Annotated in this window: 22 protein-coding genes; 9 read left to right on the top strand and 13 right to left on the bottom strand. The window is 70.1% G+C overall.

From position 1 onward, the window contains the following. Window positions 1-35 precede the first annotated feature (35 nt). Complete coding sequence (locus tag ACLQ29_RS19680; RefSeq protein ID WP_425772964.1) at window positions 36-923, top strand: metallophosphoesterase family protein; 888 nt, start codon at window positions 36-38, stop codon at window positions 921-923. A 156-nt stretch (window positions 924-1,079) separates the two neighbouring features. Here the strand turns inward: ACLQ29_RS19680 and ACLQ29_RS19675 are convergent, their stop codons facing one another. The 3 genes from ACLQ29_RS19675 to ACLQ29_RS19665 form a co-directional block, all read right to left on the bottom strand. Continuing rightward, window positions 1,080-1,214 (bottom strand): hypothetical protein, encoded by a 135-nt coding sequence (locus ACLQ29_RS19675; protein WP_425772963.1) that lies wholly within the window; start codon window positions 1,212-1,214, stop codon window positions 1,080-1,082. Between the two features lie 194 nt (window positions 1,215-1,408). Further along, a complete protein-coding gene (locus ACLQ29_RS19670; RefSeq protein ID WP_425772962.1) occupies window positions 1,409-1,813 on the bottom strand; it encodes an SgcJ/EcaC family oxidoreductase in 405 nt (134 codons plus the stop codon). A 226-nt stretch (window positions 1,814-2,039) separates the two neighbouring features. Further along, window positions 2,040-2,570, bottom strand: a complete 531-nt coding sequence (locus tag ACLQ29_RS19665) for an NUDIX hydrolase (RefSeq protein ID WP_425772961.1) — start codon at window positions 2,568-2,570, stop codon at window positions 2,040-2,042. 244 nt (window positions 2,571-2,814) lie between these two features. Here ACLQ29_RS19665 and ACLQ29_RS19660 point away from each other — a divergent pair, with 244 nt between their 5' ends. Continuing rightward, complete coding sequence (locus tag ACLQ29_RS19660; RefSeq protein ID WP_425772960.1) at window positions 2,815-3,189, top strand: hypothetical protein; 375 nt, start codon at window positions 2,815-2,817, stop codon at window positions 3,187-3,189. A 30-nt stretch (window positions 3,190-3,219) separates the two neighbouring features. Here ACLQ29_RS19660 and ACLQ29_RS19655 read toward each other — a convergent pair whose 3' ends face one another. Continuing rightward, entirely contained in the window at window positions 3,220-4,503 is a 1,284-nt protein-coding gene (locus ACLQ29_RS19655; protein ID WP_425772959.1) for a helix-turn-helix domain-containing protein, read from the bottom strand. Continuing rightward, a complete protein-coding gene (locus tag ACLQ29_RS19650; RefSeq protein WP_425772958.1) occupies window positions 4,490-4,648 on the bottom strand; it encodes a hypothetical protein in 159 nt (52 codons plus the stop codon). The genes ACLQ29_RS19655 and ACLQ29_RS19650 overlap by 14 nt, the downstream gene beginning before the upstream one ends. A gap of 192 nt (window positions 4,649-4,840) precedes the next feature. Here ACLQ29_RS19650 and ACLQ29_RS19645 point away from each other — a divergent pair, with 192 nt between their 5' ends. From ACLQ29_RS19645 to ACLQ29_RS19635, 3 genes are all read left to right on the top strand, one after another. After that, complete coding sequence (locus ACLQ29_RS19645; protein ID WP_425772957.1) at window positions 4,841-6,199, top strand: hypothetical protein; 1,359 nt, start codon at window positions 4,841-4,843, stop codon at window positions 6,197-6,199. Between the two features lie 41 nt (window positions 6,200-6,240). Beyond that, window positions 6,241-6,777, top strand: coding sequence for an NUDIX domain-containing protein (locus ACLQ29_RS19640; protein ID WP_425772956.1), 537 nt, complete (start codon window positions 6,241-6,243; stop codon window positions 6,775-6,777). A gap of 446 nt (window positions 6,778-7,223) precedes the next feature. Continuing rightward, window positions 7,224-9,038: a hypothetical protein gene (locus tag ACLQ29_RS19635; protein ID WP_425772955.1), complete on the top strand. Its 1,815-nt coding sequence runs from the start codon at window positions 7,224-7,226 to the stop codon at window positions 9,036-9,038. Window positions 9,039-9,549: 511 nt separating this feature from the next. On the opposite strand, the gene ACLQ29_RS19630 is transcribed toward ACLQ29_RS19635, so the two are convergent. The 4 genes from ACLQ29_RS19630 to ACLQ29_RS19615 all read right to left on the bottom strand — a co-directional run bounded on the left by ACLQ29_RS19630 (window position 9,550) and on the right by ACLQ29_RS19615 (window position 15,685). Continuing rightward, window positions 9,550-11,937 carry a discoidin domain-containing protein gene (locus tag ACLQ29_RS19630; RefSeq protein ID WP_425772954.1) on the bottom strand — a complete coding sequence of 796 codons (2,388 nt, stop codon included), beginning with the start codon at window positions 11,935-11,937 and terminating at the stop codon, window positions 9,550-9,552. Between the two features lie 159 nt (window positions 11,938-12,096). Beyond that, window positions 12,097-13,338 (bottom strand): YeiH family protein, encoded by a 1,242-nt coding sequence (locus ACLQ29_RS19625; protein WP_425772953.1) that lies wholly within the window; start codon window positions 13,336-13,338, stop codon window positions 12,097-12,099. Then, a complete protein-coding gene (locus ACLQ29_RS19620; protein ID WP_354822298.1) occupies window positions 13,338-13,484 on the bottom strand; it encodes a hypothetical protein in 147 nt (48 codons plus the stop codon). Before ACLQ29_RS19620 ends, ACLQ29_RS19625 begins: the two co-directional genes overlap by 1 nt. Window positions 13,485-13,831: 347 nt before the next feature. Then, a complete protein-coding gene (locus tag ACLQ29_RS19615; protein WP_425772952.1) occupies window positions 13,832-15,685 on the bottom strand; it encodes an adenylyl cyclase in 1,854 nt (617 codons plus the stop codon). A gap of 230 nt (window positions 15,686-15,915) precedes the next feature. Here ACLQ29_RS19615 and ACLQ29_RS19610 point away from each other — a divergent pair, with 230 nt between their 5' ends. Together ACLQ29_RS19610 and ACLQ29_RS19605 are read left to right on the top strand one after the other, a co-directional pair. Continuing rightward, window positions 15,916-16,866, top strand: coding sequence for a hypothetical protein (locus ACLQ29_RS19610; protein ID WP_425772951.1), 951 nt, complete (start codon window positions 15,916-15,918; stop codon window positions 16,864-16,866). Window positions 16,867-16,905: 39 nt separating this feature from the next. Next, window positions 16,906-17,463, top strand: coding sequence for a hypothetical protein (locus ACLQ29_RS19605; RefSeq protein WP_425772950.1), 558 nt, complete (start codon window positions 16,906-16,908; stop codon window positions 17,461-17,463). 46 nt (window positions 17,464-17,509) lie between these two features. Here the strand turns inward: ACLQ29_RS19605 and ACLQ29_RS19600 are convergent, their stop codons facing one another. Next, window positions 17,510-18,244: an AfsR/SARP family transcriptional regulator gene (locus ACLQ29_RS19600; protein WP_425772949.1), complete on the bottom strand. Its 735-nt coding sequence runs from the start codon at window positions 18,242-18,244 to the stop codon at window positions 17,510-17,512. A 190-nt stretch (window positions 18,245-18,434) separates the two neighbouring features. Between ACLQ29_RS19600 and ACLQ29_RS19595 the strand changes: the two genes are divergently transcribed. Further along, window positions 18,435-21,503 (top strand): BTAD domain-containing putative transcriptional regulator, encoded by a 3,069-nt coding sequence (locus ACLQ29_RS19595; RefSeq protein ID WP_425772948.1) that lies wholly within the window; start codon window positions 18,435-18,437, stop codon window positions 21,501-21,503. A gap of 26 nt (window positions 21,504-21,529) precedes the next feature. Here the strand turns inward: ACLQ29_RS19595 and ACLQ29_RS19590 are convergent, their stop codons facing one another. Both ACLQ29_RS19590 and ACLQ29_RS19585 read right to left on the bottom strand, forming a co-directional pair. Then, window positions 21,530-21,799: a hypothetical protein gene (locus tag ACLQ29_RS19590; protein WP_425772947.1), complete on the bottom strand. Its 270-nt coding sequence runs from the start codon at window positions 21,797-21,799 to the stop codon at window positions 21,530-21,532. Window positions 21,800-21,953: 154 nt separating this feature from the next. Then, window positions 21,954-22,721, bottom strand: a complete 768-nt coding sequence (locus tag ACLQ29_RS19585; RefSeq protein WP_425772946.1) for an alpha/beta fold hydrolase — start codon at window positions 22,719-22,721, stop codon at window positions 21,954-21,956. Window positions 22,722-22,780: 59 nt separating this feature from the next. Between ACLQ29_RS19585 and ACLQ29_RS19580 the strand changes: the two genes are divergently transcribed. Then, entirely contained in the window at window positions 22,781-25,822 is a 3,042-nt protein-coding gene (locus tag ACLQ29_RS19580) for a BTAD domain-containing putative transcriptional regulator (protein ID WP_425772945.1), read from the top strand. A 7-nt stretch (window positions 25,823-25,829) separates the two neighbouring features. Here ACLQ29_RS19580 and ACLQ29_RS19575 read toward each other — a convergent pair whose 3' ends face one another. Beyond that, complete coding sequence (locus ACLQ29_RS19575; RefSeq protein ID WP_425772944.1) at window positions 25,830-26,384, bottom strand: dihydrofolate reductase family protein; 555 nt, start codon at window positions 26,382-26,384, stop codon at window positions 25,830-25,832. Window positions 26,385-26,450 lie beyond the last annotated feature (66 nt).

Here is a 26,450-nt window from a genome sequence, read left to right as displayed (position 1 = left end):
GTGCCGATCGGGGCACGAGCGCCTAGCCTCGAGGCGTGAGTCCTTCTCCCCGGCTGCGGGCCGTCAGCGACCTGCACATCGCCTACCCGGAGAACCGCTCGTTCGTGCAGGAGCTGCGCCCGGAGCACGACGGTGACTGGCTGCTCGTCGCCGGTGACGTTGCCGAGCGGTACGCCGACGTCCAGTGGGCACTTGAGCTGCTGAGCACCCGTTTCGCCACTGTCGTCTGGGCGCCGGGCAACCACGAGTTGTGGACCCCACCGAATGACCCGGTGCAACTGCGCGGCGAGGCGCGCTACCAGGAGCTGGTCCGACTGTGCCGTGGGCTGGGCGTCGTCACCCCGGAGGATCCGTACCCGGTCTGGGACGGCGTCGGCGGCCCGGCCACGATCGCCCCCCTCTTCGTGCTCTACGACTACACGTTCCGGGTGCCGGCGGCGCGCACCAAGCAGGAGTCACTGGATCTGGCGCACGCGGCCGGGGTGGTGTGCACGGACGAGGCGCTGCTGCACCCCGACCCCTACCCGAGCCGGGAGGCGTGGTGCGACGCCCGGATCACCGAGACCGAACGCCGGTTGGCCGCACGCGACCCGGCCCTGCCGACCGTGCTGGTCAACCACTACCCGCTGGTGCGCGAGCCGACCGACATCCTGTGGTACCCGGAGTTCGCCCAGTGGTGCGGCACCGTCCGCACCCGCGACTGGCACCTGCGCTTCGGCGCGGCCACGATGGTCTACGGGCACCTGCACATCCCCCGCACGACGTTCTACGACGAGGTGCGGTTCGAGGAGGTCTCGCTGGGCTACCCGCGCGAGTGGCGACGGCGCGGGCCGGTGCCCGATCCCGTGCGGACCATCAACCCCGCCGAGGACGTCCGCCGGATGCAGGGCCTCTCCGATTCCTCCCGGCCGGTCAGCGGGTAGACCGCCGCCAGTCGCGCCACACCCGGCCGGGCGCGGGCCGCGCGCGCCGCGCGGCCCGCACGGCCCGCGCTCGTGCTCAAGATCGACTCGGTTTCCGGAATGTCGCGGTGTCCCAGCGGCTCGGACACCCCGGCTTCACCAAGACCGAGTCGATCATCACCGCTTTCCCACCATTCGGGAGGCCAACCCGGCGAGTCGGGGCCGGGTGAGGCCGACAACCGTCGCCAGTCGGGTCACGCCGGCCGGCGCCGGCTTCGCGCCGGCGACATCGGCGATGAAGGTACGCGCCAACGGCCGGCACCGGACCTCGTCCAGCGCGACGTGGTCCGCCCTGCCCTGCCCTGCCCTGCCCTGCCCTGCCCTGCCCTGCCCTGCCCTGCCCTGCCCTGCCCTGCCCTGCCCTGCCGATCATGAGGTTGACGGACGGTCTGATCTCCCCAACGCCCGCCAACTCCATGATCACCGGAGCGGTTGGGCGGGGCGGGTCAGTGATTGGCCAACGGTGTGTTCTGGTACGCGGCGAACAGCCAGCGGCCCTCGAATCGCTGGGCGATCAGGGAGTACACGGTGCGCTTGTTGCTGTCGCTGGAACGGTTGTCCAGGTACTCGATGTGCCCGTGCGCGATCAGCAACGCCACATCGTTGGTGATGAAGCGGATGCTCTCGATCCGACCGATCAGACGGCTGTTACGCGCCCACGCCGAGAAGATGATGTCGTGGCCGTCGATGATCTCCTGCCAGCCATGCTCGATCATCCCGTTCGCGATGATGTAGTCCGCGTCGGGGGTGAAGCACTCGGCGTAGGCGAACGAATCGCCCCAACTGTCGAGCATGTGCTGGTAGTGATCGCGGATCGCGGCCTCGTCGGCGTAGCTGACGGTGGCGGTCATGGGAAGCCCCTCGCCTCGTAGGGCCAGGCAGGCCCACTACGAAAAGGGCATCGCAGGAGGCCGTGGCACGAATGTGCGCCTGGCGGAAATCCTGCGAGGCGAGCCTGAGACTCGCTGGAGGATCGAAGACTCGATCCCTTCGGAGCCGAAAGCTCCTAAACATTGGTTCCCACGCCAACCCTACCAGGACCAGCGGAGATGCTGTCGCCAGCCAACTCGGGCGCAGTCAGGGGTGTATCGGTCCGCCTCTCGGCGATTGACCAACTGGGATATCTGCCTCGACCAGGATACGGCGGAAAATCGGCTCCCAGCCGGTCGGAATAGTCAACGCGTCCCACACGCCTTCGGGAGGGACGAGACGGCGCTCGACCATCTCGTGCTCGGGCATCCACGCGTCCAGGCGGACCTCGGCGCGCCACAGTGCCCGCACGAGCACGAGACCCTGCTCCGGCCCTCTCCTGCACACCCCACGGCTGAAGCCCAGCAATCGAGAGTCGAGCACCGTCGCGCACGCCTCTTCGCTCACCTCACGGGCCAGAGTGTCGGACCAGTCCTCGCCGGCCTCCGGGCGTCCGCCCGGGAACTGCCAGTGCTTGCCGTCATCGCGGACCAGGACCACCTGACCGGAGACCGCGCAGACCCCGGTCGATCCGTGTGGAGTGCCCGCGGGAGGGTTCGACGGCGGATACCAGGAGGACTGCCAGTGGTCGGCAGCGGTGATGATGTCAAGGGCTTCCCCGTCCGTCGCGATGTGCACCACGCGATGCTGCCCGTTGCCCCACCAGCCCGTCCACCTGCTTACGGGGGTGCAGACGCCTCAGACAGGTTCGCCTCACGTCCTGTCCGGACGTCGGGATGGCACGATGCGTGCTGTGGGTTGGTTCTTGATGGTGACGCCCCTGCATCAGGCGGCCGAGAATGGTGGACTCGAGTGGGCGGCCGGCGCCGAGTCTTGCTTTGGTCTGCCCGAGCAGCCACCACCAGTCCGTCAGCTGCCGACAGTGGAGCAGGTCCTGTCGGCATTCCGGGAGGCTGGCTGTCACGGCACGCCGTGGTTCCAGGTCACGGGGCATGAACCGGTCGTCGACCTCCCCGGCTGCCCGAACCCCGCCACGTGCGAGTCGATGGGTGGCCTGGACCTGGGAGAGGTCACGCTGGGCGTCGATGGTGCCACCCGCGACGAGCCGGTGGTGTTGAACCAGGCTGTGACCCACATCGGATTCCGCAAGCCGTCGAGCCTCGCCGTCTTGGCCGCGTCGGTGGCGCTGGCGTCGCAGGCCGGCCCGCTGCTGTTGCTCGATGACAGCGGCACCTGCGCGTTCGTGGTGTCGCCGGGCGACGACCCGACCAACCTGGCCAAGCACTGGCCGTGGTAGCCACACCGGCCCGCATTCCGGTGCGGCCAGTCAGCGGGTAAGGCCGACCACCGCCGCCAGTCGCGTCACGCCAGCCGGCGCCGGCCGCACGCGGGCAAGATCGGCGATCACGGTACGCGCCAACGGCCGGCACCGGACCTCGGCCGGCGCGACGTGGTCCGCGTCGACGAGGGCGCGTGCGGCCCCGCGCAGGTCACCCACGCGGTGGTACGCCCGCGCGACGTCGAGCAGGTACGCGCCCCGATACTCGGCCGGCAACCGCCGCCACCCCTCCCGCCGCACCACTGTCGAGTGCCGACGCACTACCTCGGCAGCGTCACCTCCTTGCGCTGCCACCAGCACCCGGGCCAACTCGACGGCGACCGGCCCGAAGCTGGTGCGGTGCGGATCGTCGTGCCCCCGCAGGGTGGCGGCAATCCCCGCAGCCTGGTCGATCAGCTCGCCAGCGCGGCGGTGCTCACCACACCCGGCAGCGGCCAGGGCGGCCTGCACCAGCAACGTCCCACCCACAGCCCACTCCCCCACCGCCCGCTGCCCCACCGCCCGCTGCCCCGCACTGCCGGTCCCGCGCTGATCATGAGGTTGACGGGCGATGTGATCTCCACACGGCCCGCCAACCTCATGATCCCCGGGGCGGGATGGGGTCGGGTGGGTGGACGTCGGGGGCGGAAGGATGCGGTTTGCGGCAGTGCCGGTCGCGACCAGCGCCAACTGGTCGCGGTTCAGCGCGCGGAGCGCCTGGGCGATCGACACGACGGCCGTCGCCGACAACAGCGGATCGCCGCCGGCGGCGGCCATCGCCCGGTCGGCGGCTAGCCACCCGAGGTCGGCCACACCGAGTTTGACCAGCAACGACGACGCGATCCGGTACGCCTGCACCAGCAACTCCAGTGGCCGCGCGCCCCGGACGACGTCGAGCAGACCCGGCAACGCCCGGGCCAACTGCGGGTAGTCCGCGTGCTGGTAGGTCAGCCACGCGTACCCAACCTGCCTTCGCGCCTCATCCGCCGTGTGCTCCGGGGCCGGCGGGGTGTCGTAGCGGGCAAGAGCGGCCCGGATGTCGTCGACCCCAACGACAGTGCCGACCGGTGTGCGCTGCGGGCGCGGGCTGAGCAACACCTCCGGGTTGACCCGCAGCACCTCGGCCAACTCCTGGATCACCGAATACCGGTCCAGGGCGCGCACACCCCGCTCGACCTTGTCGACCCAGCTTTTCGACCGACAGAGACGGTCCGCGAGCTGCTGCTGCGTCATCGAGCGCCGTACCCGCCACCGCGCGACCCGGCGGCCGATCGGCAGGTCATCGCTGGTCACGACGCCACCGCCGATCCGGGACCGCGCGGGTCGTGTCCTCCACCGGTACGCGGTCTGCCTCCGCCTGCGCGAGGAGGCGCTGTTTGGCCGCCTCACGCTCGATTGCTTCCGACTCTTCGCTCTTGCTCGCCGGCTTGCCCTGCATGCCCACCTCCGTCGCCGATGTCCTCGGTGATCAGCGAAGCTCGTCGCCGAGGGGCGGACCAGATGGCAAGCGATGCGTGCCATTGCGCTGCTCAGGGCGTGGGTTGTGCCGGGTTGCGCCGGTCCCCAGAGGACCGAATCAACCCATAGGCTCGTCACCGGACGTAGTTGGCTGATGCTTGGAGGTGGAACCATGGCGCGACCGGTGAAGAACATGGCGTTCGAAGGGCTGCTGCTTGCCGCCTGCTACGGCAACGCCCACGCCGCATTCGCTCGCCAGCTCAATCACGCCGGTCGCGACCAGGGTGCTTGGCGGTACGACGCGGCCAGCGTCTACTGGTGGTTGCGCGGTCGCCGGCCCGGCGAGCACGTTCAGGCCGCCATGGCGGAAATACTTGCCCGCAAGCTCGGCCGCTCGGTCGCCACCACTGAGTTGGGCTTCGGGGCGTCCGACAACGTCGGAGCATACGTCTACCCCGCATCCGTCGATGGCGCGATCGACGCCGCCGAGCAGATCTGGACGACGCTGGCCAAGCACCTCAACCAGCAAGCCAACCGCCCGTTCGACAGCGGCAAGGCCCTACAGGCAGCGTTCGCTTGGCGATACGACCTGCGCGACGAGACGGTCGCCCGGAGCGGCCGACAAACAGTCAGCCCCACCGACGTTCAGTCGCTGTACGCGTTGGCCGATCACTTCACCGCACTCGACCGACGTCATGGCAGCGGCTCACCGCGCACCCGGACGCTCATGGCCGACTTCCTCGTACGTCAGGTCACTCTCATGATGCACGGCACCTACACCGAAGCCGTGGGCCGCGACCTCATGCGCGCGGCCGCGACGCTCTGCGGTCAACTCGCTTTCATGTCCTACGACGCGGGTGACCACGCCAGCGCCCAACAACACGTGACCATCGCCCTGCGGCTCGCAAAGGCCGCCGATGACCGCCTGTACGGCGCTCACCTACTGGCGAACCTCGCCACCCAGGCCGTGCACCTGGGCCACTCCCGGGACGCGGCCCGCCTCGCTGAAGCGGCCATCGACGGTGCAGGGCGTGCGCCAGCCGCCGTGTTCGCTCGGCTGCACGCGACCGCCGCCACCGCATACGGCCAGTTAGGTGAGCGACGTGCCTGCCAACTGGCGCTCGCCAGAGCCGAGCGTGCTCTCGACCGCACAGGGGCAGAACCTGGCCCACGCTGGGTCACCTACTTCAGCCCTGCCCACCTCGCCGGAGCCGCACTGAGGTGCCTGGGTGACCTACATCTGTATGCACAGGCCCTTGGCCACGCTCCGGACGCTCTGACCCTGGCCAGCGGGAACACCCGTACCCGTGCCCTGCACACCGCGCTAGTCGCCGTGACTCATGCCCGCGCTGGAGACACCGACGGCGCCTGCAAATGGGCCCGGGAGTTGGCACAGCACGCCGCGCGCATCCAGTCGGCGCGTGTTCAACAGCGTGTCCGCGAGATCACCACCATGCTCAGCCCGCAGCGGGCATCGCCCCAGGTCAACGAAGTCCTCCACATCCTCGCGACCATGCCAACGGCCGCATAGCGCGAGAGCCCCACCTCGGCCGATCCGCTAGCGTCAGGGAGGTGACCTGGACGGAGCCCGCCACCTGGTACGCCAACCTGGCTTCCTTCTACGCCGCTGCCGCAGCCTTCATCACCGATCCCGACGGCAACGTGCTGCTCGTCAAGCCCACGTACCGCGACCACTGGGCCTTTCCGGGCGGCTATGTCGACGAGGGCGAATACCCGCATGACGCCTGCGCCCGAGAGATCCGGGAGGAGCTGGGGATCTCGGCAGTGGTGGGCAACCTACTCCTTGTCGACTGGGCACCGCCTGCCGGGCAGCGGCCACGCGCGATCATCAGCTTCACGTTCGACTGCGGGTCGTTCGACAACCTCGACGGCTTCGATCTGCCGGGACAGGAGTTGGAGAACGTCGCCTTCTTCTCCCGCCGAGAGGCCGAGCAGCGCCTTCCCGACAACGTCGCCACACGTGTCCAAGCAGCGATGAGCGCGCGTGACCTTGACGCACCGCTGTACCTTGCTAGCGGCTCGGTCGTCCCACTGCCCACCGTCAACGGAGTGCAACACGAAGCAGGGCCTCGGTCACACACTACATAAACGCTAATCCGGCGTACGGGGACAATCCATCCGCCGCCTACCAACTCAGAAACCCACGGATGTCCGGCTTCACGCCCACAACGAGCGACTAATCGCCACGCTCAAGGCCCGGAAGCTCCTGGTCAAGCTGCGTTGCTAACTCCGCCGAACGATCGTGATCGCGCCGGCCATGATCGGCCCGCCCCACATCTAGGCCAGCTACTGCTCAGCACAAATGAATCAAGGGAACGGTCGACACCATCACCGGTGGAGGGCCCTCGTCGTAGTCAAGCTTCGTGCGGCCCGGAGTCAACCCGCAATGAGCTGACGTCGCTTGCCGCAACCGATGACCATGTCGGCTCAGCCGTCGCGAGCCATGCCTGCATACTGGCTGACATGCTGCCTTCAGAGGAGTCCCGTTTTCCCCGACTAGCGTTGACGAGCTTGCTGAGGCTGCGGAATGGGCGTTGCCTTCGGACGATGAAGCATGGAGCACCAAGGACGTTGTCGATCTTGTCCTTGCGGTGTCCGAAGCACACGCTTGGGTCTTGCGGCCGTACAATCATACGTTTCACAGACAGCCGTGGGAGTCAGCGTTCGAGGACCTTAAGATGGCGATCAGTCGTTGTGGTCCGAATCTCACGGCAGCGCTTGGCACGCACTTGAGCGATGTCGTGGCCGCAATTCACGGGACACCGCAGCAACTTGCTAACTCCCGCGTGGCGATCGACACCGCTTTAAAGAAGCTTCGGACCCAGTGGGCGGCCCCACCCATCACCGTCGCGGCATGGCTCGACTTGGCGGACGCTTGCCAAGATCTTGGAATTAGTTCAGCCGTGCTGGCATACCGCCGGGACCTTTTTATGGCTCTCGTGCGAACTGGCGGACGAAGTCCAAGAAGCACCGGGCAGAAACTCGCTTACATCCTCGCAGACAAGGCCGCGGGTGTCACTGAGGCTAAGATTACTGTCGGAGACATCGACCAGAACGATATCGAAACATGGCCGAGGTGGGGCGATGCCGCAGGGCTCAATGACCTGCAACGGCTCGCGTTGTGCAAACGCCTGCTAAGCGCGCCACCCCGCCATGGACACCACGTCGTGTGGCTCGCTTTCGATCAAGCACGCATTCACGCGCAACCTCAAGTCGTGGGTCCGATCACGTTCTACGAGTCGCAGTGGGTCAGCTCCGTCTTGACAAATGGCGGTCCATGGCGCCACGAGCTGCCGACGGAACTGACAAACCCAGCGTCTTGGTTAATCGACCTTCCAGAATCGCCCGACGTGGTCATCGCCCGGGTCGACCTTGGCGCCGGGGCTATTGCCGACCCCGTTGGCCGGGCGACGGATCTAGCATATGCTGCTGTGGCTTGGGCCAAGTTCCATACTAAGACGAAGAATTGGAAGGCGATGGATGGGTACTTGCAAGCAATTGACGGACGGGTGCTAGGTTTCATCCCATTTGCTCCCTCATTTAACATGCCCGGCGTGGCGGTCTACCTTGATGGCACCGGAGATGAGCTCGCACGGCTTGGCCCCGACCTAGGCTCACACCTACTGGCAGCCGACCGCGACCTCCATGAAGCGATCGAGATGCTGCACTGGTGGCACGAGGCGGGCAACCAATCCCCACTCCCCGCAATTCTTCTTGACGTCCGGATCATCGAATTTGTAGCCGCCCGGACAGGCGACAAGAGGTGGTACGAATATCTCGATAGAAACTGGAAGAACGCCTGGATTCGTAGCACCGCCATAAACCGCCTATTGAACACCTGCATAGATGCTGCGAGAAATTTTAATATTGCCACTGAAGGAGACAAAGAGGAGCTGAAATCGATTTATTACGCAATCGTTCGTCACGCCAGTAGAGGGAGGACCCTCCATGCTGACGAAGCCCTGAAGGCTCTTCCAATGCTGCGGATGATCTACCCGGTTCACAGCCGTCTGGGACGCCTTTTAGCGTCCACGAGCGACCAGCTCAGCAATTGCGCCAGTCTAGGGTCATGGTCGGATGAGTTAGAGCGTGAATGGAAGGCGCAGCGAGAGCGCCTTCAGCGCATCCGCAATGCGCTGGCGCACAGTTCGCCAGTCACCGAAGACGCTGCAAAGACCGTGGCCCCTTTCTGCCGACAAATGGCCTCGTGGGCACTAGACGCCGCCATGTGCGGCATCCTGGACCGTCGGGGAGTACAGGCAGCGCACGACGAGGTGCGAAGCAAAGCGCTCCATTGGCGGGCGAATTTGTCAGGCGGGTCAGATGTGGCGGTGGCATTGTTTCGATAGCGTCGCCTGGCTGCGCCCTGTCTAGCGTTGGATCATCTCATCCTAATTTGCGGGTGGCGCGGCTGTGATGTAGAAGAAGGATGGCCTGCACGATCACGCCTGCACGCGGGGTGGCAACCCAGTGACCAGGACCTTCGAGATCTTGAGCGTGGCGATTGCTCGCTCCGCGCGCAGCCGGGCATGATGGGCAGCCATATTCTCCGCCGAACGCGCCGAAGGGGATGCGCAAAGCTCGGCAGGTCAGCGCCTGCTGGCGCGGCTCGCACGCAGAACCGGTACGCAAACCGCGCCAGCAAATCGCCGCAACCCGCTCGCCAACTGACGCTCTTATCGACCAACACAACGCAACACTCTGTCGGCCCTAAAACTTGGCGCAACAGACAGTCACTGCGATCACGCCACCCGTCACACGAACAGTCTCAACACCTTCAGCTACGCGGCAGTGCCTGCCGGGCATCGATCACGCTGATGAATTTCCGAAAGTCCAGATTGGGCAGGTGCGGCCGGATCGTCAGCTCGCGTACACCTCCAGGCCCGACAACTGCCCGGCCGGCCAGCCGGTATTACCGGTCACGGTGATCCGCACGTACCGCGTCTGCGCGGCACTGAAGGTGACCGTCACCTGGTTGCCGGACGCCGGGTCGAACGTCCGCCCCGCCGAACCCGACAACGTCCCGAAGCTCCCCCCGTCCACACTCCCCTGCACGGCGATGGTCTGCGTCCGGCTTCCCCAGGCCGACGACGGCGGCAGCTTCAGCACCACCCGCCCGACCGTGCGCGAGGAACCCAGATCGACCTGCACCCACTGCGGAAACGCGCTGTTGGCGCTCTCCCAGTAGCTGTTCGCGTCGCCGTCGACCACGTTGCCCGACCCGTAGCTCTGGACGTGGCTGCTCTCCGAGGTGGAGCGGCCCCGCGCGAGGTCCGCGTTGGCCGGGGCGTCGGTGGTGACCGTGACCGCGGAGGACGCGCTGGAGCTGTTGCCGGCCGCGTCGCGCGCGGTCACCGTGAACGTGTACGCGGTGGACGCGCTCAGCCCACTCACGGTCGCCGTGGTGCCCGTGACAGTGGCGACCACGGTGCCGCCCTGCCGCACCTGGTAACCGGTCACCCCGTTGTCGTCAGTGGACGCCGTCCAGGCCAGGGACACGCTCGTCGACGTCTTGCCGGTCACGGTGAGGCCGCTCGGCGTGCTCGGCGGGTTGTCCGTGGTACCGCCTGAGGCGTACACCTCGACCTGGGCGAGTTGCGCGGCCGGCCAGCCGGTGTTGGCGCCGATGCTGAGACGGACGTAGCGGGTCGTGGTGGTCGGCAGCGTGCGGGTGACGGTGTTGCCGGTGGCCGGGTCGAAGGTGAACGCCGAGGCCCCGGCGATGGTGCTGAACGATCCGCCGTCGACGCTGCCCTGCACGGTGATGGTCTGGGTCCGCGCGCCCCAGCCGGCGGGCAGCCGTACGACGAGTTTGTTGACCTGGTGGCTGGCGCCGAGGTCGACCTGCCACCAGTGCGGGAATGCGCCGCCGCTGCTCTCCCAGTAGCTGCCGGCGTTGGAGTCCACCGCGTTGCCCGACGGGAACCCACTGCCCTGGCTGCTCGCCGAGGTTGACTTGCCGGCGGCCAGGTTCCCGGTGGCCGGCGGCGGGGTGCCGGTCGTCGGTGGTGTCGGACGGACCGCGGTGAGCGCGAGTTGACCCTTGAGCATCCGGCCGCCGTCGGCGGTGATCCGCAGGTAGTAGTCGGAGGAGCAGGCCACGCCGTCCTCGTCCAGGGCGCGGATGTTCGCGCCGGCCGGGGTGGTGGCCTGGGTCTCGGACGTCTTGGCGATCTGGTTGCCCTCGTTGTACTCGTCGAACATGGACACGTACAGGCCCTGGGAGCCGAGCCGGACCATGTTGTAGATGTGCCGCCAGTAGAAGTCGCCGTGGCGGCGGTGCCCACCGGCGAGGTCACCGGGCATCACGCAGGGCAGGTAGTCGATGCCGCGCGCCGCGCAGTCGGCCATGTCGCCGATGTTGACGTTGTTGTAGTACGAGTCGAGCCCCTCCAGGGTGTCGGTCCGGTAGACCATCCAGGGCGAGATCGCGTTGAAGGCGTGGTAGACGTCGAGGAAGCCGGGGCGGGAGTCCTCCCGGCCGAGTCGCCACCAGGTGGGCACGCCGCCGATCACGTAGCAGCCCTGGGCCTTGAACCAGTTGATGACCTCCAGGCAGGGCCCGGGGGTGAAGGGTCGACTCGATTCGCTGAAGCCGAAGCCCCAGATGCAGACGACCGGCTTGCCATTCTGCCGGGCGTACGCGCTGGACGCGGTGTGCGTGGACATCTTCGTCGTCCAGTCGGTCTTGATGTCCGACTGCATGGTCAGCCAGTCGGTGACGTCGTACATGATGTAGAACTTGCGGTTGTGGCGTTCGGCCGCCGAGCGGACCTTCAGCGTCATCGCGTCGCGGGTCGGCCCCTCGTCGCCGGTCGGGTTGAAGCGTTGCAGGGCGGCGGTGTCGCAGCCATACTCCTGCATCCACCGGAAGTGGGTGTCCACCGTCTGCTGGTCGTAGGAGGAGAAGAGGGTGGCCGGCGATCCGTTGCCCAGGTTGGGGTACGCGGTCGGGTAGCTGCGCGTGTACTCGCGCATGTCCGGCCAGGACACGATCGTGGTGTTCGCGGGCGAGGGCGGCTGGAACCGGTCGCGGCTCCAGTGCCACCAGCCGCCGATCGGCGCGGAGTCGCCGGGGGCGCTGAACCAGCCCTGGTAGCCGACGGTCACCTTGCCGACCACGTCCCCGGGGGGACTTGCGGCGGAGGCGGGGCTGGCCAGGGCGGTGAGCAGCTCGGTGGTGGAGGCGGCGGCGAGGGCGGACCCGCCCAGCACCGACGTGACGAACCTGCGGCGGGAGACCGCCATGAGGACCACTCCTTCGGGACGGAAGGCATTGACGGCCATCGTGGCAGGAGTGGTTGCCGCCCCGCAAGAGTACGACTGATCGATGAAATTCTTCGCCAGCGAAGCGGAAGTAGTTGAGCGCCCCGCCCCTGGGACGTCGAGGGGCGGGGCGCGAGCCGTTCAGGCCGAGAAGTTGCGGAACAACAGCGACGCCAGGCCGAGCGCCAACGCGAGGTTGAAGACTGTGGCACTGGCGAACACGGCCACCGGCCGCCACCCGGCCTCCCGCAGGGACGCGACCCGGACCTCCAGGCCGATGCTGACGAACGCCAGGATCAGGAACCAGACGCGCAGGTCGTTGACGATCGCGATGCTGGCCTTGCCATCCGCGCCGGCCCCGTCGAGATACCAGGTGGCGATGACCGAGGCGGCGATGAAACCCAGGACGAACTTCGGAAACCGGATCCACAGCTCGCGCAGGCCCGGCCGTTCCGCGCCGGGCCGCCGCTCCACCCGCAAGGTGAAGTACGCGGTGAGCGCGACCGCGACCACGCCCATCAGCGCGTTCTGGGTGACCTTGACGATGCTGGCGATCTGGAGCGCCTCCTCACCGGCGATCGCCCCGGCGGCGGTGACCGCGGCGGTGGTGTCGATGTTGCCGCCGATCCAGGCGCCGGCCACCGCGTCGGACAGCCCGAACACGTCGGCCAGCCAGGGCAGGATGAAGATCGACGGCAGCGCGAAGATGATGACCAGGCTCGCCGTGTAGGCCAACTGTTCCCGACGCGCCCGGACCGCGCCGGCGGCGGCGATCGCCGCGCTGACCCCGCAGATCGACACCGCCGACGCGAGCAACGCGCGCAGCTTGTCGTCGAGGCCGAACCGGCCGGCCAGCCACCAGGTGAAGAAGAAGACCCCGCTGATCAGCAGGATCGCCTGGGCGATGGCCGGGCCGGCGGCACTGGCGATGACGGCGAGGTTGATCGAGGCCCCGAGCAGCACGAGGCCGGTCTTGATGAAGAACTCGGTCCGGAACGCGGCGGCGATCCGGTCCCGCCACCCGAGCAGCGTGACGGCGACGTTGCCCAGCAGGCCCAGCAGGATGGCGTAGACCGGGTACTCGACCGCCGCCCCGACATCCTCGACCGCGGTGCCCTCGGCCCACCCGGGAACGTTCTGCTCCAGATAGCGGGTGAACGCCGCGAGACCGACCACGATCACCACGCCGAGTGCCGTCCAGGCCCAGAACGTGCCGTCCCGCGCCGTGCCGACGGGACCGGCCGGGTCGACGGTCGTCGGTGGCCCACTGACCGGCACGGGCTCCACCGTGCGGGTCTCGTCCACCGTGCGGGTCACGTCAGTCGTGCTGGGTTCGACAGGCGTCGCGGCCGGGTCGGCCGTGCGAGTCTCGTCTGCGGCCATCAGGGCACCAGCCCGGCAGGAATGGCACCGAGCAGGACCAGGGCGAGCAGGGCGAGGCCGAGAATCGTCGCCACCCAGTCCTCGTTGAACGCGAGCCGGGACTCCCCGGCGGTTGGCGGGGTGGGCGGTGGCTGATCGGTTGTCATGGCGTACCTCCATGGGGGTGGACCGATCCGGCCGGGCCGGATCGGTGGGACAGCGCGGTGACGGGTGTGCGGAGCGACGGCCGCGACCAGCTGGCTCGGGGGTCGGCGCGACACGCCAGCGGGCAAGCCGAGGGAGCGGGCGCTCAGCCGAGGGTCGGCGAACCCGGACAGAGCCCGGAGGCGACCCGCATCAGGTCCACGACCCGACGGGCCGTGAGGAGCGGACCAATCGACACAGGCCAAGTTTCCTACCCGGTCGATAGGAATTCAAGGGTGTACGCGTGGCGGGGACGGCAGCGGGGGCCGGAGCCTCTCGGCTCCGACCCCCGTCCGTCACGCCAGAGCCGTTACGGGATCGGGTACCGCTCGAGGTAGACCGGCGCGCCGACCTTTGTCATGTCGGCCGGCGCACCCACCCCGTTGACCACGTGGTCGATCGTGCCGGCACTGAGGTTGACGGTCATGATGTGGTGCAGCCGCACACCCGGACGGTTCGGGACCTCGAAGCCGTTCTCGGTGTGGATCGACGGGTTGTTCTGGTTGAAGACGTACACCCCGCCGCCGTGCAGGGTGTGGTGCCGCACCCGGTCACCCACCTTGTAACCGGCCCACCCCTCGACCGTGCCGTTCATCCAGTCGGCAGGCGTCGGCGGGTCGTACGGCAGCTCGTTCTGGTACAGGATCGTGGTGCCGTGCTCGCCGTTCCAGACCGTGTTGTACCGCTGGAAGTGCTCGACGAAGAGGCCGGTGGCGGTCACGTGGTCGCCGTTGATGACGGCGCCGTAGCGACCGGTGTTGGTGCGCCACCGGTCGGTGTCCCCGTTGACGCCCTCGGTGAAGCCCTCCACGCCGTGGTCCCCGCGCCAGACCCAGGTGTGGTCGATCAGCACGTTGTCGCTGTTGACCTCCAGCGCGGTGTTCGTCCGCCCGATGTGCGGGCCGCCGACCCGGAAGTACACGTCGGACAGGGTGGTCGGGTTGGTCGGGCTGCTGGCGTTGTGGCCGTGCTGGCGACCCACCCGCAACAGGACCGGCGACTCGACGAGGCCCGCGTCGATCGTGACGCCCGCGACGATCACGCCCGGGACGCCGGCGACGTCCAGCGGGATGGCGCCGTTGACCGCGGTGAGGGTGGCGTGCCCGATGCCGAGCACCACGGTGCCGGGCCGTCGGACCTCGATGCTGCGGGCGATGTCGTACGTGCCGGGCGTGAGCAGCAGGTGCTTGCCGCGCGCGAGCTGGCTGTTGATGACGCGCACCGAGTCGGTCGGCTTGGCGATGAAGAAGTCACCGATGTCGAGGGTCCGCCCCGGTGTCAGGCCGTCGGCCCAGGAGACGCCCCGACTGTCGCGCTGCGCGGCGGGCACCCGCACGTGGTAGCGACCCTTGCCGTCGACGAAGAGGTACGGCTTCTCCCGACTGAGCGGGGTCGTCTCCAGGGTGGTGTAGGGCGGGTCGGGGAACGTGGCGTCGTCCGGCGCGCCCTCGACGCCGGCGAAGACCTGGTTCCACACCGCGTTTGACCAGCCGCCGACCTCGCTGTTGCGGGTCAGCCACTGCTGTTGCGAGCCGTTCGTGGTGGCCGGCAACCGCGAGTCGGCGATGAACCCGCCACTGGCGTACTGCGGGCCGGCGGTGCAGTAGTCCATCAGCGACAGACCACCGCCACTGATGTTCAACCGGCGCATCGACACCGCCTGGGACACCGCCCAGAAGTTCGCCGTCGACCGGCAGTCGTCCTGGCCGGCGGCGTTGATGGTGAGCGACAGGTTGGACAGGGTGCGCCAGAAGTTGACAAGGGCGAGGCAGTTGCCCGTGCCGCCGTCGGCCAGGCAGCGGTTGTAGACCTCGAGTTTGCCGTTGACGGCGACGTCGGTGGGTGCGGCGCCCAGACCGGAGACCTCGGTGTAGTAGCCGACCCTGGCCTGTAACGGCTGCTCGGCAGTGCCGTACGTGCCCGGCTTGAACAGGTAGGCGTGCCGCTCGGCGCCCATCTCGTTGTCGACCTGTCGGGCGTGCGCCGCGTCCAGGGTCTGCTGGATCTCGCCGACCGGCAAGCTCGGGTCGAAGATCGTCACGTTGGGCCCGAAGTCGGGTGCGCCGTGCGTGGGGCGTCCGGCGGTGGCGGCCGTGCTCGTCGTCACGACCGCGGTGGTCACCACAAGGGCAAGCAGAAGGGTACGTCGGGACGGGTTGGTCATGCGGTTCGTCCTCTCCGCTGGCCGGAGGCGTGCTCCCGGCACAGCTGGGGCGGTGAGAGCGCTCTCTGACCCCTCCGGCCGAGGCTGGGGCCGGGACGCAGGGGTTGACATGTTTCTACCCGCTCAATCGACCGCATGCCATCAGCCGCGCACCGCGAATATCGACGCGGACCGTGCTCGCGGTACGTCGACGGTACGGAAAAGGAACACGGCGCTGGTCTGCTCGGGTCATGCGAGAACGCCTGACACCTGGAGCACTCCGGCCGCCACGGCGGGCAGTCGTCGCGGTCATCGCCGTCGTCGCCGTCGCACTGCCGCTGGCCGCGTCGTCGATCGCGGGAGCCTGGCCCGGCTCGACCCGGGCCGCACCGGTGTCGGCCCGCACGGCCCCGGGTGACCCGGCCCCGGCCAGACCCGTCACGGCCGAGGAACGACAGCTCCTGAGCCACGCCGAGTCGCTTCTCACCCGAGACTGCATGACCCGCGCGGGATTCCAGATGTGGCTGGACGCGTCACCGCCGGCCGACGAGCTGCGCACCTTCCCGTACATCGTCGACGACCTCGCCTGGGCGCGCCGGCACGGTTTCGGCTTGGACCTGGTGGACGCGGTGGACGCCCGCCGGCTCGCCGACCCCAACCAGCGCTACGTCAGTGGCCTCTCCCCCGAGCGCAGGGGAGCGCTGCTGGCGGCGCTCAACGGCCCCCGACCGGAGGGCCTGGAGGCACGGCTCCCCTCCGGCGGGGTGATGCGGCGCAGCGCCGAGGGGTGCACGTCCGAGGCGCAGCGTCAGCTCTACGGCGACCTCACCGAGTGGTACCGGGCGAACAAGGTGGTCGCCGACCTGACCTACCTGCGGCAACGCCGGGTCCTCGCCGATCCCGCCTGGACGGCCGCGCTGCGGCCGTGGGCGCGGTGCCTGCGGCAGCAGGGGTACGCCGCCGACAGCCCGCAACGACTGCGGGAGAGCGTCGGCGACCGCGACCGGGCGGCCGAGATCGCCGCCGCCGTCGCCGAGGCACGGTGCGCCGAGGACGGCCTCGCCGCGACGGTCCGGGAGCTGGACGCCCGCCACGGCGACGAGCTGGCGGCGGCGTACCACCAGGACGTGGCGACCAGGAACCGGCTGGAGCACGAGGCGATCCCTCGGGCCCGAGCCGTGGTCGCCGCCGAACAGGAATGAACGCCGAGGCGATGGTCGCCCGGCGAGAAGGAGGAAGAGATGAGACGTATCCACCTGGTCATGGCGGGGGGCGCGATGCTCGCCATGCTGCTGTCCGGCGCACCGGCGGCCGCATCCCCCGCGCAACCCGGCCCGGTCGGGTCGGCCGGTCAGGCCGCACCGGTCGACCGGGACGGCCGCGCCGAGCGGGTCGACCTGCCCCGGAGAGCCCCGGCGGACAACGCACGGACCGCCGCCGCGACGGGCAACGGTTACTTCTACGCCTACGAGCACGCCTACTGGGGCGGCGGCTGGTGCGCGTGGGCGGGCAACGCGAAGAACTGGATCAACCCGGGCGGCGCCGGGACGAGCGGTCAGTGGGGCTGCGGCGGTGACTACGGCTTCGACAACATCGCCACGTCGGTGTGGAACAACGGGGTCCAGCACACGTACGACTCGGTCCGGATGCACGTCGGGACGTTCTACAGCGGCGGCAGCATGTGCCTGTCCCGCGGCGACTCCTGGGCCGACTTCACCCTGGGGTGGCAGGTCTTCAACGACGGCACCGCCGCCGACAACCAGATCAGCTCGCACTACTGGGGCGTCTCCTGCCTGTGACGCCAGCCGGGCGGGGGCATCCAGCCCCCGCCCGGCACCACCACGCTCAGCAGGGGACATCCCCGGACAGCAGCGCGCGGTGCAGGTCACGCAGCTCCCGCCCCGGCTCGATGGCGAGCTGCGCCTTCAGCTCGGCCCGCCAGTCCCGATACACCCCCAGCCCGTCAGCGGTACGTCCACTGTGGTGCAGGGCCAGCATCAACTGACCACGTAGTCGCTCCCGGTACGGGTGCCGGCGTACCAGCGTGGCCAGCTCCCCGACAACCTGCGGGTGGTGGCCCAGCGCCAACCGCGCGGTCACCCGCTGCTCGACGGCGGCGAGCCGTGCCTCCTCCAGGCGCGGCGCCTCGGCCTCGGTCAGCTCTTCGGTGCCGTCGGCCAACGCCGGCCCGCGCCACCACGCGAGACCCGCGGTCAGCGCGGTCGATGCCTCGGCCGCCCGCCCCGCACCCAGCAGCAGGTCGGCTCGCCGCACCTCGTCGAGGAACCGGTCGAGGTCCAGCTCACCCGGTGCCACGCGCAGCGCGTATCCGTCCCGCCAGGACCGGATGCGGTCGGCACCGAGCACGGCGCGCAGCTCGCTGATCCGCTTGCGCAGCTGGGTACGCGCCGTCGCGGGCGGTTGCTCTGCCCAGAGCAGGCGTACCAGCCGATCCACCGACACCATCCGGCCGCGCGCGAGCAGCAGCGCGGCCAGTACCGAGCGCTGCTGCGGGCCAGCCAGACGCACCGGCCGACCCGCCCGGACGGCCCCGATCGGCCCCAGGATGCGAAAGTCCATCTGCGTCACCTGTTCCTCCTCGTCACCGAGCAAACGGTCGCAGCGGGCGTCGTCGAAGCGCTGTCATCGCGCTGTCACGGGCCCGCCCCCGGGCGATCACCGTGCGTCGCGGTCGCGCCGCCGTGTCGGACCGTCGTGTTACCGTCGCTCTCGGTCGGCGGCGTCTGGTCGTCCCGACGCTGGGGGCTTCGTGGAGTGGGATTTCGCCGTGCTCGGCACGCTTCGCGTCACCCGGCACGACCGCACGATCCCCGTCCCGGCCAACCGGCAGCGGGCACTGCTGGCCACGCTGCTGCTCAACCGGGGTGAGACGGTTGGCGTCCCCACCCTCGTCGACCGGGTCTGGGGCACGCGGGCACCCGCCCACGCGCGAGCCGCACTGCACTCACTGGTCCGGCGGCTGCGCAGCACCCTGACCATCGAGGACCATCCGGGCGAGCTGATCGCGACGCGGGTCAGCGGCTACGTCCTCGACCTGCCCCCGGCCGCCCTCGACCTCTCGCGCTTCGACACGCTCGTGGCGGCCGGTCTGGCCGCCGACCCGCAACGCCGTGCCGACCTGCTGCGCGACGCCCTGGCGCTGTGGCGCGGTGACCCGTTGGCAGACGTCGACTCCGAGGTGCTGCACCGCGAGGAGGTGCCGGCGCTGACCGAGCGGCGGGCGCGCGCCACCGAGGTCTTCTTCGACACCGAGCTGACCCTCGGCCGGCACACCGAGATCGTCGCGGAGCTGCGACAGGCGACCCGGCGCAGCCCGCTGCGCGAAGGGCTGTGGGCACAGCTGATGCTCGCGCTGTATCGCAGCGGGCGGCAGGCCGAAGCCCTCGACGCCTTCCACCGCCTCGCCGCGATCCTCGCCGAGGAGCTGGGCGTCGACCCGGGGCCTGCGGTGCGGCAACTGCGCGATGGCGTGCTCCGCGCTGACCCCGCGCTGAGCTGGCGACCACCGGCGGTGCCGCCCACGGTCACCCTCGCCGCGCCACCGATGTTCCAACTGCCGGCCGACGCCGGCGGGCTGCGCGGTCGCGCCGCGACGATCGCTGACATCCGGCGGTCCATCGGCGCCGCCGTCAGCGGGGGGCGTCTACCCCTGGTGTCCATCTCGGGCGCCCCGGGCGTCGGCAAGACCGCCCTCGCCGTCCACCTCGGCCACCAGCTCGCCGACGATTTCCCCGACGGCCAGTGGTATGTCCGGCTGCGCGGCCAGCAGCAGGACCATGCTCCTCCGCTCGACGTCCTCGCCGAGCTGCTCACCTACTCGGGCGTACGCGGTGCGGCCCAACCCGCCACGGCTGACGCGCGCGCCACCGCGCTGCGGGCGGCTCTCGCCGGCCGCCGCATCCTCATCGTCCTGGACGACGCCGCCTCGGCGGAACAGGTCGAGCCACTGCTGCCCGGCGCCGGCGGCTGCGCGGTGATCGTGACCAGCCGCAGCACGCTCGGCGCGCTGGTGGCGCTGCACGGTGGCCGGGCCATCGGTCTGGACCCGCTCAGTCCGCAGGACGCGGTCGACCTGCTCACCGCGGTGTTCCAGGAGCACGGGTTCACCGTGGCGCCGGACGTCGTACGCGAGCTGGCCGCGCTCTGCGACAATCTCCCGCTGGCACTGCGGATCGTGGCGGCCAACCTGGCCACGGCCGGCCCGACCGACGCGCACGCGTACGTGCGACGACTGCGCGACGGCGACCGACTCGGCGGCCTCTCGGTGCCCGGCGATCCGCGAGTGACGCTGCGCGCCGCGATCGCGCCGTCCTACCAGCGGCTCGGTAAAGCGGAGCGGCGGGCGCTGCGCCTGCTCGGGTCGACGCCCACCGACTGCTTCACCGTCGACGACCTCGCGGCTCTCACCGACGTCGACTGGCCCGTCGCGGACGCGCTGCTGCGCACCCTGACCAGCAGTCATCTGGTCCGCCCCACCCGGGGCGGTCGGTTCGCCACCCACGACCTGATCCGCCTGTACGCCGCCGAGCAGTCCCACCTCGAGGACACCGCCGACCAGCGCGCCGAAGCCCTCAGCCGGCTGTTCCACGGTTACCTGGCCACCGCCGACGCGCTGGCGCGGCACAGCTATCCCCGGATGGCGTTCCTCCCGCAACCCGCCGGGCCGGTCCGACGGACGGCGGCAGCGGCGCCCCCGGAGCAACCGGGTTGGTTCCGCGCCGAGTACGCCAACCTGCTCGCCGCGATCCGCCACCTGGCGCAGTACGGCCCGCGGGAGATCGCCTGGCACCTCGCCGACCGGATGCGCGGCTATCTCCAGGAGACCGGGGCGCATGGCGAGTGGCGGTCGGTCGCCGAGCTGGGTCTGGCCCAGGCCCACCATGAGGGCGACGACGCGGGGGTCGCCGCGATGCAGGCGAGCCTGGCGACGCTGAGCGCCAGCCGGGCTGACTACGCCGACGCGCGGCGGCGGTTCACCACGGCACTGACCATCCAGCTCCGTCTGGGCAACCGGGTCGGGCAGGCGTCCATCCTCAACAACCTCGGCATCGTGCACCGGGAGGAGGGCCAGCTGACCGAGGCCGGTGAGTGCTACGCGCAGGCGCTGCGGCTCTACCGCGAGCTGGGCAACCGGTACGCCGAGTGGAGTTGCCTGGGCAACCTCGGTGTCGTCCAGTTGGAGTTGGACCAGGTGCCCGAGGCGGTCCGGGCGCAGCAGGCGGCGCTCGACGGATACACGTCCCTGGCCGTCGCCGAGCAGCCGCTCAACGACATCGCCAACGTGCTGCACAATCTCGCCGTCGGCCTGCGCGCGCTCGGTCGGCCCAGCCTGGCGGTGCTGCACCTCACCCGCGCCCTGGTGATCCGTCGGCAGGTGGGCAACCACTACGGTGCCGCCACGGATCTGGATCAGCTCGCCGCCGCGTACGTCGACCTCGGCTACCACGCCAAGGCGCAGCGCCTCGCCGAGGAGTGCCTGCGCATCGCCCGTGCGATCGGTCGACGCCGCGTCGAGGCGGAGGCTCTGGCCACCCTGGGCACCGCCGCGCTCGGCCTGCACGACCCGGCGGCGGCGCTCGACCTGCTGCACCAGGCGTTGCGGCTGGGTCGCGAGATCGGTTACCGCCGCGCCGAGGTCAACGCCCATCTGGGCCTGGCCGGCGCGTACCGGGCGGCCGACCGGCACCAGGAGGCGGCGAGTCACGCCCGGATGGGCGAACAACTCGCCCACGCGGCCCAACACCACCTGCTGGCCCGGCAGGCCCGGGCGCTGCGCGGGCCGGGCGAGCCCGAGGCGCTGCTCCGGACGGCCTGCTGAGCGCCACCACCGCCGGGCTGCCAGCATCAGCATGATCGATCGAGCACGTAACCCTCGCTATGAGCAGTCGCAGAACCGGTCGCCTGGACGATGTCCGCGACTTTCACGGTGACCGTCGGCGTCTCCGCGACGAGTCCGACGGCCTTCGCCATGTCGTCGGACCAGACGATGAGGTCATCGGCTCCGGGCGTCGCCCGGACGGCGGAGGTCGTGAGAATCGCCTTGATCTGGAACGTAGCGTTGACGGGCGGCTTTTGGACGTAGGCCAGAGCGACCCAGTAAACAACCGCGGGCATGGTAAACGGTACGACCCGGCCACGGGATCTGCCGGTCGCGGGTCGGCCGGTGAGGCGCTGGCGTAAACGACGCTGGTACTGCCCGACGACTCTCCGCCGCCACCGCGGGCACCTCAACCCCGCCCAACTTCGGACAGCACTTTTGACACACGGCCTACGCGTCCGGCCCGGCCTCGGTCAGGAACTCGTCGATCATCGGGGCCAGCCAGTCGGCGCGCTGCGGGATCGAGGTGTGCGTGGTGCCGGGCAGGATGGCCAGCCGGCAGGCCGGCAGACCGGTCAGGTCACCGGGCACCGCGCCGCCGAGCAGTCGGAACATCAGCACCGCGTGCTCCGGCTGGACGATGTCCGAGTCGGCAAGCACGATCATTGTCGGTGCGGCCAGCGCACGGATCTGCTCGGGCGTCCACTGCGGCAGGTTCGCGTCCAGCGCCTTCATCTTGGTGACCAGGTTGGCCCACCCGGCCGGGTCCGGCGCGGTCCGCAGGTACTCCTCGTGGAACTCCGAGCCGTGCAGGTGCTCGGGTTGCAGGTCCTGGATTCCGTCCAGGAGCCCGGGGTGCAGGCCATCGTCGTCGAAGCTCACCGAGGCGAGCACCAGCCGCCCGACCCGGTCGGGGTGATCGGTGCCGAGGCGCAGGGCGACCGCCGCGCCCATGCTCCAGCCGAACACGTCGGCCCGCGCGATGCCCAGCCGGTCGAGCAGTGCCACCACGTCGGCGGCGAAGTGCTCCACGGTCAGCGGGCGGTCGAGGTCCGGAGTGCGGCCGTGGGCCTGCAACTCGACGGCGAGCACCTGTCGGGTCTTCGCCAGCAACGGCAGGATCGTGCCGAACGAGGTGCCGATGCCGGAGAGCGCTCCGTGGATCAGCACCAGGGGGCGACCGGGTCCATTGCCGTGTGCTTCGTGGTAGATGTCCATGGCCACACGGTGCGCCCACGCGCTTACGGTTGGCTTCCGGTCGCCTTACCAACGCTAGGATGTCCGCCGTGCAGTTCGGGGTGCTCGGGCCGCTCGCCGTGGCCACCGACGACGGCGAGCCGGTGGTGGTGCCCGGCGCGAAGGTGCGCGCGTTGTTGGCCGACCTGCTGGCCAACCGCAACCAGGTCGTCTCGGCGGACCGCCTCGTCGACGACCTGTGGGGTGAGGACTCCCCGGCCAACCCCCTGGGCGCCCTTCAGGTGCGGGTGTCCCAGTTACGCAAGGCGCTCAACGACGCCGAGCCGGGCGCCCGCGAGTTGGTCGAGTCCCGGCCCCCCGGCTACCTGCTGCGCACCGCCACCGTCGACGCCGACAGGTTCGCCGAGTTGGCCCGCAGCAACGACGCCGGCCGGTTGACCGAGGCGCTCGGGCTGTGGCGCGGCGAGGCGTACGCCGATGTGGCCGACGCCGAGTTCGTCCGCGCCGAGGCGACCCGTCTCACCGAGCAGCGCCTCGCCGTGCACGAGCGGCTGGCCGAGGCCCGCCTGGCCCGCGGTGAACACGACCTGGTCGCCGCCGACCTCGCCGAGTTGGTCGCCCGGCATCCGCTGCGCGAGGGCCTGCGGGCCGTGCAGCTACGCGCGCTGTACGCGGCCGGCCGCCAGTCCGAGGCGTTGGACAGCTACGCCGACCTGCGCGAGCGGCTCGCCGAGGAGTTGGGCCTCGACCCGGGCCCGGAGCTGGTCGCCCTGCACCGCCGGATCCTCGACCAGGACGCCGGCCTGAGCGCACCGCCGAAGGCCGCGCTCATCCGCAACAGCCTGCCGGCCCAGCTCGACGAACTGGTCGGCAGGGCCGAGGCGCTGGCCGAGCTGCGGGCGCTGCTGCCCCGGCAACGGCTTGTCACACTTGTCGGGCCGGGTGGGGTCGGCAAGACCCGACTGGCCACCGAGACGGCCCGCACCCAGTCCTTTCCGGACGGCGTCCAACTGGTGGAGCTGGCCCCGCTGTCGACCGGCGAGCCGCGCGTCGCCGAGCAGGTGCTCGCGGTGCTGGGTGCCCATGAGGTCGCCGGCACGAGTCTGTCGGCCAGCGACCGCCTGGTCACGGCCCTGCGACACCGGCACCTGCTCCTCGTACTGGACAACTGCGAACACGTGATCGAGCCGGCCGCCGAGCTGGTCGCCCGACTGCTGCGCGACGTGCCCGGGGTGAGCGTGCTGGCCACCAGCAGGGAGCCGCTCGGGTTGACCGGCGAGCTGCTCTGGGACGTACCCCCGCTGCCCGTGCCGGCCAACGGTGACCTGGACGCGGTCCGGCGCTCGGCGGCGGCCCGGTTGTTCGCCGCCCGCGCCGCCGCGCAGCAGCGCGGCTTCCGGCTCGACGAGCAGACCGCGCCGGCGGTGGCGCAGCTCTGCCGCCGCCTCGACGGGTTGCCGCTGGCCCTGGAGTTGGCCGCGACCCGGGTCCGCGCCCTCGGTGTGCGGGGCGTGGTGGACCGGCTCGACGACCGTTTCCGGTTGCTGACCACCGCGCAACGGGACGTGCCGACCCGGCAGCGGACACTGACCGCGGTGATCGGCTGGAGCTGGGACCTCCTCGACCCGGCCGACCGGGAGGTGCTGGCCCGGTTGGCGGTGTTCCCCGACGGCTGCACCCCGCAGGCCGCCGAGCACGTCTGCCGCACCGACCTGGACACCCTCGCGCGGCTGGTGGACCGGTCGCTCGTGGTGCTCGACGACTCCGGCGCCGAGCCGCGCTACCGGCTGCTCGAATCGGTCGCCGCGTTCGGCCTGGGCCGGCTGACCGACGCCGACGAGGTACGCGCGCGACACGCCACCTACTTCACCGAGCTGGCCGAACGCGCCGACCCCGAGCTGCGCGGCGCCGACCAGCAACGGTGGCTGGCGCTGCTGGACGCGGAGACGGCGAACCTGCGATCGGCGCTCGTCAACGGTGGCGGGCTGCGGTTGGCCGTCGCGCTGAGCTGGTACTGGTATCTGCGCGGCCGGCTCACCGAGGCGCGACAGGCCCTGGCCGTGCCCGGTGACCCGGGACAGGAGACCCGTGCGGCGCCCTGGCGGGTCGGTTTCGCCCTGTCGCAGGGCGAGGCGGTCGCACCTGACGACGTACGCGCCGCGGTGGCTGTCGACCCGGACGGCCACGCGGCCTGGTTCGCGGCCAACGCCGTGATCGAGCACGGTGACCTGGCCCTGGCCGCGGAGCTGCTGCCCACGAACGTCGTCGACGCCTGGACCGAGGCGGCGGTGCTCGCCTCCCGGGCACACCTCGCGCACGCCAACGGTGACCAGGCCACCCTGGAGCAAACCGCGACCCGCAGCGCGGCAATCTTCGCCGACCTCGGCGACCGGTGGGGACGGCTCCGGGCGACCGAGTGGGTGGGTGGGCTCGCCGACATGCGCGGCGAGCACGAGCGCGCCGTCGCGCTGCACCGGGAGGGCCTGCGCTGGGCCGAGGAGTTGGCGCTCTGGCCGCAGGTCTGCGCCGAGCTGTCCTGGTTGGCCTGGATCGCCGTGCAGACCCGCGACTACGCCCAGGGCCGGGAACTCGCCGAACGCGCGTACGACCTGGCGGTGGAGCAGGGCTCCCCCGGTGCGCTGATCTTCGCGGAGATGAGCCTCGGGTTGGCCGCCCGCCGCGACGGCAAGCTCGACCTGGCCGTCACCCACCTCACCCGTCTCGCCGACCTGGGCCGCGGCGAGAGCCAACCCGCGCTCTATCTGCCGATGGTCCTGGTGGAGCTGGGCTACGCGGTCGAGCAGGGTGGCGACCCGGACGCGGCGTTGGCCCTGCACGTCGAGGCGTTCGAGGCCGCCGAGGCGATGGCGACGATGCGCGACGCGGTCGGCCCCCTGGAGGGGATGGCGTCGGCGGTGCGCTCCCCCGAGGTGGCCGCCCGGCTGCTGGGCGCCGCGGCTGCCGCCCGACTCGCCACGCGGTCCCCCGCCGCGCCGGCCGAACGCGACGACACCGACCGGACGACCGCGCGACTGCGCGCCGAACTCGGGCCGGAACGGTTCGACGCGCTGCTCGCCGAGGGCGCGAAGCTGAGCCCGGGCGAGGCCCGGGCTCAGCTCTGACCGACGCTCAGGCGGTCGCTTTCGGCGCGTACGAGGCGACGATCACGCCGCTCTTGTGCACCCGGGTGTCGACCAGGTCGAACGAGGCCTTGAAATCGGTGAGCGCCGTCGTCAGGTTGGCGCCACCCTGCAACACCGGGTGGATCCAGAACCGGACCTCGTCCACCAGGCCCGCCTTGATCAGTTCGGCGGTGACCGTGCCGAAGCCGTACTGGATGATGTTCTTGCCCTCCTGGGCCTTGAGCGCGGTGACCGCCTCGACCAGGTCGCCCTGGAGCACCTCGGTGTTCTTCCAGGTGGGGTTGGCCAGGGTGGTCGAGGCGACGTACTTCTTGACGTTGTTGAAGAACGCGGCGCCCGTGGTCGGGTCGCTCTCGTCCATGTTCGGCCAGGCGGAGGAGAAGCCGTCGTAGGTGGCCCGTCCCATCAGCATCGCGTCGGCCTCGGTGGTCAGCGCCCCGGCGAGGCTGGCGGCCTCCTCGTCGAAGTACGGCATGGTCCACATCGGGTTCTCGATGACGCCGTCGAGGGTGAGGTAGGTCGAGTTGATGAGCTTGCGCATCGGAATCTCCTGGGTTTTCGTCGTGTTCTCCGGTGACACCCAGAACTCTGCCGGCACCCACTTACG

The organism is Micromonospora sp. DT228 (assembly GCF_049841595.1).
In the GTDB taxonomy this organism is placed as follows: Bacteria; Actinomycetota; Actinomycetes; order Mycobacteriales; family Micromonosporaceae; genus Micromonospora.
This window is presented reverse-complemented; position numbering and strand designations above follow the sequence as displayed.

Excerpts from the sequence above, each read along its gene's own strand:
- ACLQ29_RS19670 (WP_425772962.1), bottom strand. The coding sequence starts at position 1,813 with ATGACCGCCACCGTCAGCTACGCCGACGAGGCCGCGATCCGCGATCAC.
- ACLQ29_RS19650 (WP_425772958.1), bottom strand. The coding sequence starts at position 4,648 with ATGCAGGGCAAGCCGGCGAGCAAGAGCGAAGAGTCGGAAGCAATCGAG.
- ACLQ29_RS19645 (WP_425772957.1), top strand. The coding sequence starts at position 4,841 with ATGGCGCGACCGGTGAAGAACATGGCGTTCGAAGGGCTGCTGCTTGCC.
- ACLQ29_RS19630 (WP_425772954.1), bottom strand. The coding sequence starts at position 11,937 with ATGGCGGTCTCCCGCCGCAGGTTCGTCACGTCGGTGCTGGGCGGGTCC.
- ACLQ29_RS19625 (WP_425772953.1), bottom strand. The coding sequence starts at position 13,338 with ATGGCCGCAGACGAGACTCGCACGGCCGACCCGGCCGCGACGCCTGTC.
- ACLQ29_RS19620 (WP_354822298.1), bottom strand. The coding sequence starts at position 13,484 with ATGACAACCGATCAGCCACCGCCCACCCCGCCAACCGCCGGGGAGTCC.
- ACLQ29_RS19615 (WP_425772952.1), bottom strand. The coding sequence starts at position 15,685 with ATGACCAACCCGTCCCGACGTACCCTTCTGCTTGCCCTTGTGGTGACC.
- ACLQ29_RS19610 (WP_425772951.1), top strand. The coding sequence starts at position 15,916 with ATGCGAGAACGCCTGACACCTGGAGCACTCCGGCCGCCACGGCGGGCA.
- ACLQ29_RS19605 (WP_425772950.1), top strand. The coding sequence starts at position 16,906 with ATGAGACGTATCCACCTGGTCATGGCGGGGGGCGCGATGCTCGCCATG.
- ACLQ29_RS19600 (WP_425772949.1), bottom strand. The coding sequence starts at position 18,244 with ATGGACTTTCGCATCCTGGGGCCGATCGGGGCCGTCCGGGCGGGTCGG.
- ACLQ29_RS19590 (WP_425772947.1), bottom strand. The coding sequence starts at position 21,799 with ATGCCCGCGGTTGTTTACTGGGTCGCTCTGGCCTACGTCCAAAAGCCG.
- ACLQ29_RS19585 (WP_425772946.1), bottom strand. The coding sequence starts at position 22,721 with ATGGACATCTACCACGAAGCACACGGCAATGGACCCGGTCGCCCCCTG.
- ACLQ29_RS19580 (WP_425772945.1), top strand. The coding sequence starts at position 22,781 with ATGTCCGCCGTGCAGTTCGGGGTGCTCGGGCCGCTCGCCGTGGCCACC.
- ACLQ29_RS19575 (WP_425772944.1), bottom strand. The coding sequence starts at position 26,384 with ATGCGCAAGCTCATCAACTCGACCTACCTCACCCTCGACGGCGTCATC.